Source organism: Dulcicalothrix desertica PCC 7102 (genome assembly GCF_003991905.1).
GTDB lineage: Bacteria > Cyanobacteriota > Cyanobacteriia > Cyanobacteriales > Nostocaceae > Dulcicalothrix > Dulcicalothrix desertica.
The window spans coordinates 534,734-548,479 of the sequence record NZ_RSCL01000002.1 but is presented as its reverse complement, the minus strand read 5'-3'; the positions used below and the strand labels follow the sequence as shown (position 1 = coordinate 548,479).

The following is a 13,746-nucleotide window of genomic DNA, read 5'->3' as shown; positions in this document are numbered from 1 at the left end:
TGCAGCACAGAATCGCTTTAACTTGTTGTTTCAAAAGTTTATTGAGGTGTTCACAACAAAAGAGCATCCACTAGTAATGTATAAATAATTCAACCCAAACACCCAACATAAAAACGTCAGGCGCCTCAAAGCCTATTTCCATTCAACAGGAAGTCAAAATCATTACACCTATTAGTGGTGAAACAACAGCTAAAACAACCAACTTAGCTGTGCAATATCACCCTAGCTCAAATGTAAAAGTAACACTTAATGGTAAACCCATAAACTCAGCAATTTCCAGTTATTTACAAAAGGATGAAGCCAACCAGCTTTATACAAAAATCTGGTATAATATCCCTCTAGAACTCGGTGTAAATATAATTACAGCACAAACAGAAGAAGGTAAAACAAGTAGTATAAAAGTAACACTAAAAGAGCAAAAAACTAAACTTGTTTTTGTGCCTGTAGATGAACCCAGAATTCCTGCTGATGGTCGTTCAAGACTAGAATTTGAAGGTAAAATTACAAATGAAAAAGGGGAAGTTATCCCTGAAGATGTTACTATTACCCTTAGTGCTACTGCTGGTCGATTTTTAGGCGCCGACCAAGATAACGATGCTCCTGGGTTGCAAGTTTTGGCACGTGATGGTAAGTTTTCTGCTACTCTTCAAGCTGGTTATGACGCACAAAATGTTAAAGTACGCGCGGCTGTTGATAAAACCAACGTAGAAGCGTATTCTAATATCGAATTTATAACAAACCTCCGTCCTTCACTTGCTACAGGTGTCATAAATTTAAGAATTGGAGCAGGTGGCACTAATTTATGGGGTAGCTATCGCGATTTTCTTAACCCAAATAAAACTGGCAGAACTGATGTTGATTTGGATGCATCGGTGTTCGCAACTGGCAAAGTCGGGGATTGGCTATTTACAGGCGCCTACAATAGTAAACGTCCTCTAAATCAAGATTGTCAAGGAGATGTACGTTTATTTGGTGGAGTTCAAGATTGTGAAAAAGCTTATCCTGTTTATGGTGATTCTTCCAGCGTAACTCCGACGACACCATCTATAGATAGTGTTTATGCAAAATTAGAACGCAGTCCAAATATACCTGGCGCCGAATCTGATTATTTCATGTGGGGTGATTATAGTACTCAAGAGTTTGCACGTAATTCACAGTTATTTACGGCAACAACTCGTCAACTCCACGGGTTTAAAGGTAATTACAATATTGGCAACTTACAAGTAACAGGTTTATTTGCCAATAATATCCAAGGGTTTCAACGTGATACTATTTCTCCTAACGGTACTAGCGGTTATTACTTCTTATCACGTCGCCTAGTAATTCCCGGTAGTGAAAATGTATTTATTGAATCAGAAGAACTTAATCGTCCAGGTACGGTAGTAAAGCGCAAAGCCTTATCACGCGGCGCCGACTATGAAATAGACTACGACCGAGGCACGTTACTTTTTCGCAGTCGCATATTTTCCACTGAACTCAACCCATTTGGCGCCACCCTAGCAAACCGTATTGTTGTAACTTACCAAAACGAGAAGGGAGGTGATAGCAAACTTTATGCAGCAAGGGCACAATATAATTTTCGCACAGACGCAAATGGTAGAGACCGGGTTAATACGGTCTCTACGAACGACCCTTTTATAGCAGCAAGTTATTTATGGGAAGACCAAGGCGCCCAAGATTTTGAATTATATGGGGCTGATTTCTTTGTTCCTTTGGGTAATGGGCAAATAGTAGGTGAATACGCGCGTTCAAGTCATAATTCACCAACATTTGGTTATGTAAGTGGTTCTGCTTATCGTATAGAAGCATTAGGACAAATTACACCTTCTTTACAAGGACAAGCTTTCTATCGTTCGGTGACAGAGAACTTTGCCAATAATGCAACATGGAGTTTTGCACCAGGACAAACTCGTTATGGCGCCGGACTTTCTGGAAAAATAACCGATACAACAAGCTTTAATTTAGGATACGACTATGAAAATAATTTTGGTATTGCGCCAGCACAACGGACAGAAACGTTTGATTTATTCAATCCGCAACCGCTCCCAAAACCTGGTAGCAAAATTGATAACTCGCTAACTACATTAAGAGCAGGTCTACAACAAAAACTAGGCGCCTCTGATATTAGTTTAGAATATGTAAACCGTTCTCGTAAAGACCGCGTTGATAATAAATTCAATGCTAATGCAAGTCAGTTAGTCTCTAAATTAAATGTACCTGTAACAGAATCACTAACATTCCGCGCCCAAAACGAAGCCAACCTTGGTAAAAGTGATGCTTTATATCCCAACAGAACTACCCTTGGATTAGATTGGGCACTATATCCGGGTGTGAATGTGCGACTTGCACATCAATTCTTTGATGCGGGTTTACTACAAGGTAATAGTATTACTAGTCTTGATACCACAGTTGAACATAAATTCTCTGAAGATACTAGTTTGACAGGACGTTATTCTATCTTCACAGGTATTGATGGCATGAATGACCAAGGTGCAGTTGGACTTAATCATCGCATTCGACTGGCACCGGGACTCAAATTAAATCTAGGTTACGAACGCATTCAAAATAATATCTTTGGTAACACTGCCACAGGTATTCGTTTTGCCCAACCTTATACAACCGGACAAAGTGCCTTCTCATTGGGATATTTCTCTGGTAACTCTTACAGCGTTGGTCTTGACTATACAGATAACCCCAACTTTCAAGCGAACGCGCGCTTTGAATACCGCGATGGTAAAGAAGCAAATAACATGGTTATCTCCGCAGCAGCAGCAGGTAAAATAACCCCTACATTAACTGCCGCAGCTCGCTATCAACAAGCAGGTGGCGCTAATCAGTTGTTAGGTGGACTTGGTGACACAGCAAATCTTCGCGTTGGTTTAGCATACCGTGACCCCAACGACGATAAATTTAACGGTTTACTCGCATACGAATATCGTCAAAACCCATCAACTACCCCTGACACTCTTTTATTTGGAGCTGGCAGTGGTTCTACAGAACACTTATTTTCAGCCGAAGCAATTTATGCACCAAATTGGCGCTGGGAACTGTACGGTAAATATGCTTTACGTAATAGTACTACCTATCTTGCCAATAATTTTACAGGAAGCAGTAGCTTACATCTAGCACAACTACGAGCCAGCTATCAACTAGGCTACCGTACCGATGTAGCAATAGAAGGACGTTGGTTAGGTCAACCAACACAAGGCTTTAACGAATTTGGCATCGCCCTAGAAGGAGGGTATCATCTTACACCCGATTTACGAATAGGTGTGGGTTACGCCTTCGGAAGTGCAGATGACCGTGACTTTACAGGTTATCGTTCCGCAGGAGGCCCCTATTTAAACATCTCATACAAAATCAACGAACTATTTGGTGGATTTGGCAGACAAAAAGTTGCGCCACCCCAACAACAAGAATCCCTCACCCAAAAAACCCCCCCACCGTAATAAGCACTTCAGTGCTTTCATTCCCAAGCACTGAACTACTTACAACGACGAAAATATATACTATACACCCTCACCATGAAACTAATAAAAACTATTACAAGCATACCTTTACTACTAACAACTCTCACCTCCCAAATCCTATTACACACACCAGTAACCGCACAAACAGCCACACCTTTACTATGCGCGGTTCCTGGTAAAGATGGAGTCAGAACATTAGCAGGTGTTATTAATACATACTATGCAGGCGCCGGAACAGCATCTCGTGGTACCGATACTATTAATGTTGGCGCCATCAACCTTGACGGTTCTCAAACTCCTATAGCTGCTGGTGATTTACTATTAATCATCCAGATGCAAGGAGCAAATATTAATTCTACTAATACTGATAGTTATGGCGATGGGACTTCAGGAGGTGGAAATGATGGAGACTTAAGGATAATTCCCAATCCAAATGGCGCCAATGGTAATCTTGGTGACGATGAGTTTACAGCAGGTAATTATGAATACGTAGTTGCAACTAAAGTATCGGGTAGTTCCATAACAATTAGAGGTGCAGGTAGTAATTCTGGGTTAATAAATACTTATAGTAGTGCCCCTTTTGGTGCCCAAGGTCAAAGAACATATCAAGTAATTCGTGTACCACAATACTCAAACGCTACTCTCACCTCTAGTTTAACTGCAGCTCGTTGGAATGGTTCATCGGGAGGAGTTTTAGTTTATGATGTTGCAGGCAATACTAACCTTGGTAATAACACCACTGTTGATGTTAGTGGTATAGGTTTTCGAGGAGGTGGCGCCTATCAATATCAGGGTGCAGCACGTGGATTAACAAGTAGAGACTATCGTACCCTTTCTACTGCTACTGCAAATAGTTCCAAGGGAGAAGGTACCGCTGGTACACCACGCTATGTATTTAATCGAGTTAATAACACCCGCACAGACAATGGTGTAGCTAACGAAGGTTATCCAGATGGTAGTTTTGGTCGAGGTGCCCCAGGTAATGCTGGTGGTGGGGGTACTGATGGTAATCCTGCTGCCTCTATTGGTAATAATGAAAACTCTGGTGGTGGTGGTGGCGGAAATGGCGGTAGCGGAGGAATGGGAGGTCGTTCTTTCCGTTCAGCATTGGCTGTTGGTGGTTTTGGTGGAGCGCGTTTCCCTGCTTCTAGTGGTCGTGTTGTTATGGGTGGTGGAGGTGGTGCTGGGACAACAAATGATGCAACTAGCGACCCTCCAGATAGTATACCAGATGGTATTGCTAGTAGCGGCGCTTCAGGAGGAGGCGTTGTATTAATTAGAACGGGTACCATTAGTGGCAGTGCTACTGTTAATGCTTCGGGTGCTGATGCTTTAAATGTTGGGCGAGATGGCGGAGGTGGAGGAGGCGCCGGAGGAAGCGTAGTTATAACTGCTGCAAATACTGTAAATAATAGCCTTGATCGTTTGACAGTAGATGCCAATGGTGGTAAAGGTGGTGATGCTAAATTTGGCTTGCTTCATGGTCCCGGTGGTGGTGGTGGTGGTGGAGTTATCCTAACTAACCTACCCGCCCAACGCAATGATAATGGTGGTGCTAATGGTGGTACAAGCGACCCAGTTGACCCAAGAATGAACTTTGGTGCAACACGTGGAAGCGATACCATTCCATTAGATGAGAACAGTATCCCCATCCCTGGTGCAAACTCCGGCGCCGAGTGTGTGCCACAATTAACTGTTAATAAGACAACAAGTACTCCCAGAATCACCAATAAGCCTGGTAAAGCTATTTATACAATTACCGTTTCTAATGCTGCAAACCGAGCAACAGCTACAAATGTTGTTATTTCTGACCCTTTACCGACAGGTTTTACTTTCGATGCTTCTACTCCTCCCACGGTGACTTTAATAAATTCTGCCAATGAGCCAACAGCTCGTAACACTATAATGAATCCTGAAGCGGGCGCCACAACCGCAGATTTTGGTACTTTCAATATTCCGGGTGGTGGCAGTGTACAAATTACTTTTAGCGTTGATGTTGGTGTGAACGTACCTGACAATACATATAATAATGATGCTATCGCTACTTATATTGACCCAACTCTAGATACACCAGGCAGCAATCCAACAACTACAAATATTGCGCGTAGTAGATATGACGGTAATATTAGTACAACTGAAGATGTCATAGTCAGTCAACTTCCACCTCCACCACCTACTCCCGTAGTTAATATACGTGGTGTTAAACGTATTACCAACGTTATTCGTAATGGTGTGCCTCTTGCTGGCGTTAACTTTGGTGTGGTTATTGATGACCCTAGTGATATAAACGATGATGCTAGTATTTGGGCAAATTCGCAACTGGCGCCTGTAGGTGTAACTCGCATTGACCCACAATTAAAATTACGTGCGGGAGATGAGGTTGAATATACAGTTTATTTCCTTGTTGATGGTAATGAGCCTATAACTAACGCACGTTTTTGCGACCCTATTCCCCAAGGAACGAGCTTTATTAGTAATTCAGGTAGTGATATTACTTTAAATATAGCGAACACAATTACTAACCAAACGAATATTGCCGATGCTGATAGAGCAAGCTTAGTTAACGCAGTAGCCCCTTTACCAGCAAATAACGTTTGTCCCAATCAGTCAAATCCTACAGGCGCCGTTTTGGTGAACTTTGGAACTCTAGACTCGACACCTGGCAACAATTTTGGTTATACAAGGTTCCGAGTCCGGGTTGATTAATTCCCCTAACAAGAACAACGCACAGAAACCGGGCTTCTTACTTAAGTTATTACCATAAACAGTGTTTTTCGTATAAAAGCCCGGTTTCTTGGGAGCCAATCAATGCTAATCATCAACTATTGGCTATCAATTACCCCTCTGTTTGGCGCCAAGCATTACAGAGTTTAAAGTTATGTAGCCTTTTGATTACGAACGATAGGGCACTGCGGTAAACTATCCTTTGTTTAATGAATTCTTTCGCAGAGAAAATTACTGGAAAGGAGCCTTTTCAAATGTCTCATACCGTTAAAATCTACGATACCTGTATTGGCTGCACCCAGTGCGTTCGTGCTTGCCCCACCGACGTATTGGAAATGGTGCCTTGGGATGGCTGTAAAGCTGCTCAAGTTGCTTCGTCCCCCCGGACTGAAGATTGTGTAGGTTGTAAGCGCTGCGAAACCGCTTGCCCTACCGACTTTTTGAGCATCCGAGTTTACCTTGGTGCTGAAACCACCCGCAGTATGGGTCTTGCCTACTAAATAAACGATTTAAGGAAAAGGTTTTGGGAGAAGGGGTAAAGTTTTATTTTCCGGCTTTACCCTTTTTCCTTTATCCTTTTCCCCACTTAAAGCCAGGATGGGAATTTGAATCATAAATTTTGTTCCTTTCCCTGGCGCCGAATCATACCAAAGTTTTCCTCCGTGCTTCTCTACGACTATTTGGTAGCAAACAGATAATCCTAATCCCGTGCCTTTACCTACTTCTTTCGTTGTAAAAAAGGGGTCAAACAACTTGTTACTAACATTATCATCAATCCCAATACCATTATCTTCAATAGTAATTATTACATTACTGCTTTGAATATTCTCCGTATAAATCCAGATAGTAGGATTTTTGTTTGAAGTATCTTCTTTATCCTCTAATGCATCAATAGCATTGCTAAGAATATTCATAAACACTTGATTTAATTGTCCAACGTAACAATTCACTAATGGTAATTGACTGTATGCTTTGATAACCTGAATTTCAGCACGGTTCGGTTTTGCTTTGAAACGATGGTTTAATATCATTAACGTACTATCGATACCTTCATGAATATCAGCTTCTTTAACTTCAGCCTCATCTAAACGCGAAAAATTGCGAAGCGACAGTACAATCTCTCGAATGCGCTTAGTACCAACAGACATTGAATCAATAATTTTACTCGTGTCTTCTTGAATGAAACTTATATCTATTTCATCCATCAATTCTTGAATTTGTTCAGGAGGAGTTGGAAAATATTGCTTATACATTTGTATTACTTTTGATAAATCTTGAGTATAATTATTTAAATGGTTGAGATTAGCGTGAATAAAATTGACAGGATTATTAATTTCGTGTGCAATTCCAGCAACCATTTGCCCTAAACTAGACATTTTCTCATTTTGAATCATCTGGCTTTGAGTATACTTTAATTCTTCAAGAGCTTTTTCTAATTCAATAGCTTGCTGTTTAAGTATGGCTTTAGATTTATTTAGCTGCTTTTTTTCCCAAATATCCACTTGCCACAAAACAATTATCATTATCACTGCTAAAGATGCGACTAATGCCGCTGTGATATATAATAACCAAAGTTGGTATTCAATATTCGTACGAGGAATGACTAGCCCAATAGACCAATCAACACTCTTGAGTGGTAAGTAAGCTATATATTTTTCGGCGCCATCAATAAAAGCTTTTTCAATACCTTTGTTTTTGTTTACCATTCTGCGAGCAAGTGCAACGGTGCTTGGAGAAGTAGATGTGAGGAGACTAGGGGTAGGTTTTTCAATAGTTGATATTAAATTTGAGTTAGGGTGAATAATAATTTCTGCTTTATTATTAATGACAAAAGCATAACTATTACGTCCATAGCGCAGTTTATTAACAACAGAAGAAATCTTAGTTAAATTCACATTACTATGAATTTCTCCAATTGGCAGACTAGTTTTATTTGAATTACTCCAAATCGGCGCCGCAACAACAATAGCAGTTTTATTGGTAGCGCGACTTACTAAAGGGTCGGATACATTAGTTTGCCCTGCCATTGCTTTTTTAAAATAGTCTCGGTCTTTAATATTTTTACGTTCGCTACCTGTTGCAGTACTTTGGCGCCAACCGTTAGGAGTAGCAATTGCGAGCCAATCAAACTCTTTAATGCGCTCTACCTCTGACTTTAAATATGGCTCTGATATCGACCAATTGAGTGAGCGTACAATATCAGTGGCTGCAATAGTTTCAATTTCTGATGAGCGAATTAGTAACCACTCATCAATTTCGTTGACTCCATTTTTTACTGTGAGTAAAGCAGTTTGCTTCAGGTTATTTAATGTAAAATCATAAATTAATTCAAACCCTACAAAAGCAGAAATACTGACAATAATTATTGTTAATATAAGAATCAAACGTACTAAAGAATAACGGGGTAAATCATCCTTTAGCTGTCTAGATAAAGATTTACTAACTTTTTGATTCCTCAGATATTTAAATTTTAATACAGGTATTTTAAACATTTTATTTAAACGCTTGAAATATTAAGCTCTAGATGTACCCTTATTTGTTACGCCAGCAATACTTTCAGCATGTATACATCTAAGTAAATACCGACTAAGTAAATACCGACTAAAAAGTCATCAGAAAAAGCTTATTCTTATTATTCCCTCAAAATTGTTAATATCACAACCTACAGTAATGTTGCCAAATTTTGACAATAAATAATTGCCAATCTATGATTATGTATGCTGTTATTGTATAATTCTGGTTTCAAATTTAATATTAAAGCTTTTATATGGCAAAGTTATCGAGACGGAAGTTTCTGGCAGCTAGTAGTGCAGTTGTCGCAGCGCAAGGTATTGCTCATGGCCTCAATAATTCTAGTTCTACGTATGCTGAGTTGCGGAGTAAATACTCTATAGGCGCCTATGCAGGTTACACTGATACACCAGAAGTAACAACAGCGGTACTTGGATTTATTGCTGTCACAAGTTGCGCTCCTTTAATAATAGCAAAAGCAAAAGGCATGTTTGCTAAGTATGGAATGCCTGATGTAATAGTGCAAAAGCAACCTTCATGGGGGGTAATGCGGGATAAGTTAATGCTGGGTTCTGATAAAGATGGGTTGGATGGTTCACATTTACTGTTCCCGATGGCGTATCTAATTACAACAGGAGAAATTAGCTATGACCGTAAAATACCCATGTATATTATGGCTAGGTTAAATGTGAATGGACAGGGAATTTCAGTTGCGAAAGTATATCAAAATTTAAATTTAAGTTTGGATAGTTCACTCTTAAAGTCTGAACTACAGAAAAAATCAGCAAAAGGGGAATCTATACGGTTTGCAGTTCCATTTCGCCGCGTTACAGGCGATTTTTTTATGCGATGGTGGTTAGCATATGGAGGTATTGACCCAGAACGAGATACTTCAATAATAGTTATACCTCCACCACAAATGGTTGCTAATATGCGTGGTGGTTCGATGGAAGGGTTTTGTGTAGTAGACCCTTGGCATCAAAGATTAATTAAACAGAAACTTGGTTATTCGACGGTGACAAGTGGTGAATTATGGAATAATCATCCAGAAAAAGCCTTTGTAATGCGCGCGTCTTGGGTAGACAAGTATCCGAAAGCTTCTGTAAGCTTACTTGCTGCTGTTATGGAAGCGCAAATTTGGTGTGACCAACCAGAAAATAAACAAGAGTTATTTAAAATTTTAGCTGAACGTCAATGGATGGGAGTATCCGCAGAAATTATAGGTAATCGTTTGTTAGGTAAATTTGATTATGGTAACGGGCGCCTTGTGTCCAATAGTCCTCATGCGATTAAATATTGGAATGATAATGCATCTTACCCTTATAAAAGTCATGATTTATGGTTTCTAATCGAGGATATGCGTTGGGGTAATCGTTCCCCTGACTTTGATACTAAACGTTTAATTGATGCCGTCAACCGTGAAGACTTATGGCGCCAAGCTGCAAAAACTATCAGTCAATCTGATGCCATACCACCATGCACATCACGCGGAGTCGAAAAGTTCTTCAACGGTCTAGAGTTTGACCCCGAAAATCCAAGCAAATATCTACAGGCGCCTATATTAAGGCAAGTATCATAAATTTAATTTTACCTAAGAAACCTGGTTTCTACGCCAAATCATCATTTTTATTACCATATATCAACAAGAAACCAGGTTTTTCAAATTTTACAAGTAAAGACAATACAAAACAAATTAAAATTCAACTACACAATTATACCTAAGAAACCTGGTTTCTACGCCAAATCATCATTTTTATTACCATATATCAACAAGAAACCAGGTTTTTCAAATTTTACAAGTAAAGACAATGCAAAACAAATTAAAATTTAACTCGTCTCAACAACTTAAGCAAATCATACCATCGGTAGTTGGTTTCTTAGTTTTTTTCTTTATCTGGTATCTTCTAAGCTTGCAACCTGACACATCACTACCCTCTCCTATAAAAGTTATTAGCAATACTTGGGACTTGATAATCGACCCATTTTTTTACAAAGGCAATAACAATAAAGGTTTATTTTGGTTACTACTTGCGAGTCTCCAACGAGTTACTATTGGATATTTATTAGCTGCGGTTATTGGTATTAGTATTGGCTTTATTATCAGTTTAAATCAATTCTTAAAAAAAGCTATTGAGCCAATTATGCAATTACTGCGTCCAGTGGCGCCTTTAGCATGGTTGCCGCTTGCACAAGCAATTTTTCTCAAACCAAATCCATCAGCAATATTTGTAATTTTCATCACTGCAATTTGGCCCATTATCATTAATACAGCTTTAGGGGTGCAACTAATTCCTAAAGATTACATAGATATTGGAAAAATGTTAGAAATGTCATTTGTAAAAAACCTCTACAAAATTATCTTACCTGCTACACTTCCTTACATATTCACAGGTTTACGCATATCTTTAGGATTATCCTGGCTTGCAGTAGTGGCGGCAGAAATGCTATTGTCAGACGATGGACTAGGTTTTTTTATTGTTAACGCATATAACAATTCTGATATCAGCGAAATCATCTTAGCAATATTTTATTTAGGTATAGTTGGCATTATTCTAGATAAATTAATGGTTTTAGCTTCGTCAAAATGGGAAAGAAAGATTCCGTAACATTCATATGTTGTAGAGACGCGATAAATCGCGTCTCTACATTATATATTTTTTATAAATATGCCTTTGGGTAGATTTTAACAATAGCATTTTAAATTTTATGTAAATTTTTAATAAACTAAACTACCATATATATAATGTTATATATCATAGTCTTAAAATTAATTGCACAATTAAAGGTAGAAAATAGTTGGTTATGTTAAAAGTAGACAAGAGGTATTAATGTTATTAGATATAAATAATAGTGGAGTTGAATTATCTGCGCCGACGAATGAACAAAATGCTGATGGGTTAATTAGAACAACACATCCACGTCCACAGTTACAGCGCTTGCCTTGGCAAAGCCTAAACGGTATATGGAAATTTGCATTTGACGACGAAGGTTTAGCTGTTCAACCCAGTGACGTTAAGGAATGGACTCATTCTATAGAAGTTCCCTTTGCTCCGGAATCAGCCAAAAGTGGGATAGGTGATACAAGTTTTCATCCTAATTGTTGGTACGAGCGCGAATTTGAAACGCCTTTTTCTGATGGTAGATTACTTTTACATTTCGGCGCCGTTGACTATCGTGCCCGTGTATGGGTAAACGGTCAATACATCGCTGAACATGAAGGTGGACATACTAATTTCTCTCTCGATATTACCCACGTTTTGAATGATAGTGGCAAAACCACAGTAACAGTGTGGGCACAAGACGACCCGCAAGACCTCGCTAAACCTCGCGGTAAACAAGATTGGCGCCTGGAACCGCACAGTATTTGGTATCCTCGTACTACTGGAATTTGGCAGACAGTATGGATTGAGCGTGTGGGTACTACTTATTTAGGAAGCATTTACTGGGATTCTGACTGCGAGCGATGGGAAGTTGGTTTTGAGGCTGGACTAGCGGGTGATGTTCCTGATAAAGGCATCCTAATCAAAATGAAACTCAGCGTTGGCGATACTATATTAGCGAACGATACTTATGAAGTGCTAGGGGGAGAAATTAATCGTCGCATTGCACTTGGCGACCCTGGTATTGACGATTACCGCAATGAATTATTGTGGACTCCAGAAAAGCCAACTTTAATTGATGCTTCCATCGAAGTGTGGTACGAAGGACAACTGCTGGATGAAGTAAAATCTTATACTGCAATGCGGGCGGTAAGTATACAGCGCGATCGGTTTATGCTTAATGGGCGCCCTTATTACTTAAGAATGGTTCTTGACCAGGGGTACTGGCCAGATACGTTAATGACTCCACCGAGTGATGAGGCATTGCAGCGTGATGTAGAACTTATTAAAGCAATGGGTTTTAACGGAGTACGCAAACACCAAAAAATTGAAGACCCACGTTTTTTATATTGGGCAGATGTTTTAGGGTTATTAGTTTGGGAAGAAATGCCTAGCGCTTATCGCTTCACCCGTAAAGCAGTGGAACGAATGACGCGCGAGTGGACTGAAGCAATAAAGCGAGATATGAGCCATCCATGTATTGTAGCTTGGGTACCTTTTAATGAATCTTGGGGAGTGCCAAATCTCGTAGAAACCGCAGCTCACCGTAACTACGTTTTAGCAATGTACCATTTAACGAAAACGCTTGACCCAAGTCGTCCAGTAATTGGTAACGATGGTTGGGAAAGTATAGATACAGATATTCTCGCAATTCATGACTACGACACCCAACCGCTGCACCTAGCTCGTCGTTATGGTGGAGAAGTTAAGTTGTCAGATGTGCTTAATCAAAAGCGTCCCGGTGGACGTATCCTTACCCTTGATAACTTTCCCCATCAAGGACAACCAATTATGCTAACTGAATTTGGTGGTATTGCTTATGCTGCTGATGACAGCTTAGATGCAGATAAAGTTTGGGGATATGAGCGCTGCTCGAATTTGAGTGAGCTACAAATGAAATACGCTGCTTTACTCGAAGCCGTTAATAATATAGAGATATTCAGTGGATTTTGTTATACACAATTCACCGATACGTTCCAAGAAGCTAACGGTTTGTTGTATGCTGACCGAACGCCAAAATTTCCCATAGAAGCAATTCGGGCTGCAACGCTTTCAGGCGAAGGATTTTGCACTCCCAACAATTGTTGAAGTATCGTGCATCCTGGCGCCGAGGCACGCATCGGGTGCAATCTATCGGATTAGAGAGGCGCCTACACGTTACCCTAATAATTGATGAGGACGTGCGACGATGCATGACACGCCGTTTTCCGTATGGAATCCTTTACACAATTGAGCAACACTATATTCTTATCTTAGCAGTAATGCATTGCAGTCGAGAACCTGGATACTGGAAAAGTCGTAGATAGAGAAAGTAATGAAATTTGTGCAGTAGTTATTAATATCAGATAAAGTTGCCCTTAAATTTTGATATTTTTGATTTTTAAGATGCTTATCTAAACACTCTTGATACACTACAGTTAAATAATCAAAAGTAGATTGCG

Annotated in this window: 8 protein-coding genes; 7 read left to right on the top strand and 1 reads right to left on the bottom strand. The window is 39.7% G+C overall.

The window, feature by feature from the left end; genetic code table 11:
• Nucleotides 1–80 precede the first annotated feature (80 nt).
• From DSM106972_RS06615 to psaC, 3 genes are all read left to right on the top strand, one after another.
• Entirely contained in the window at nt 81–3,449 is a 3,369-nt protein-coding gene (locus tag DSM106972_RS06615) for a TonB-dependent receptor (protein ID WP_411675279.1), read from the top strand.
• A gap of 75 nt (nt 3,450–3,524) precedes the next feature.
• Nucleotides 3,525–6,176, top strand: a complete 2,652-nt coding sequence (locus DSM106972_RS06610; protein ID WP_127079942.1) for a DUF11 domain-containing protein — start codon at nt 3,525–3,527, stop codon at nt 6,174–6,176.
• Nucleotides 6,177–6,448: 272 nt separating this feature from the next.
• Entirely contained in the window at nt 6,449–6,694 is a 246-nt protein-coding gene (psaC, locus tag DSM106972_RS06605; protein WP_010997613.1) for a photosystem I iron-sulfur center protein PsaC, read from the top strand.
• Between the two features lie 9 nt (nt 6,695–6,703).
• Here psaC and DSM106972_RS55300 read toward each other — a convergent pair whose 3' ends face one another.
• Nucleotides 6,704–8,686 (bottom strand): sensor histidine kinase, encoded by a 1,983-nt coding sequence (locus DSM106972_RS55300; protein ID WP_127079940.1) that lies wholly within the window; start codon nt 8,684–8,686, stop codon nt 6,704–6,706.
• Nucleotides 8,687–8,961: 275 nt separating this feature from the next.
• On the opposite strand from DSM106972_RS55300, the gene DSM106972_RS06595 reads away from it, so the two are divergent.
• From DSM106972_RS06595 to DSM106972_RS06580, 4 genes are all read left to right on the top strand, one after another.
• Complete coding sequence (locus tag DSM106972_RS06595; RefSeq protein ID WP_127079938.1) at nt 8,962–10,284, top strand: CmpA/NrtA family ABC transporter substrate-binding protein; 1,323 nt, start codon at nt 8,962–8,964, stop codon at nt 10,282–10,284.
• A 229-nt stretch (nt 10,285–10,513) separates the two neighbouring features.
• Complete coding sequence (gene ntrB, locus DSM106972_RS06590) at nt 10,514–11,311, top strand: nitrate ABC transporter permease (RefSeq protein ID WP_127079936.1); 798 nt, start codon at nt 10,514–10,516, stop codon at nt 11,309–11,311.
• A 222-nt stretch (nt 11,312–11,533) separates the two neighbouring features.
• Nucleotides 11,534–13,393 carry a glycoside hydrolase family 2 protein gene (locus DSM106972_RS06585; protein WP_127079934.1) on the top strand — a complete coding sequence of 620 codons (1,860 nt, stop codon included), beginning with the start codon at nt 11,534–11,536 and terminating at the stop codon, nt 13,391–13,393.
• A complete protein-coding gene (locus DSM106972_RS06580; RefSeq protein ID WP_233787150.1) occupies nt 13,372–13,611 on the top strand; it encodes a hypothetical protein in 240 nt (79 codons plus the stop codon). The genes DSM106972_RS06585 and DSM106972_RS06580 overlap by 22 nt, the downstream gene beginning before the upstream one ends.
• The last annotated feature ends 135 nt before the right edge of the window (nt 13,612–13,746 follow it).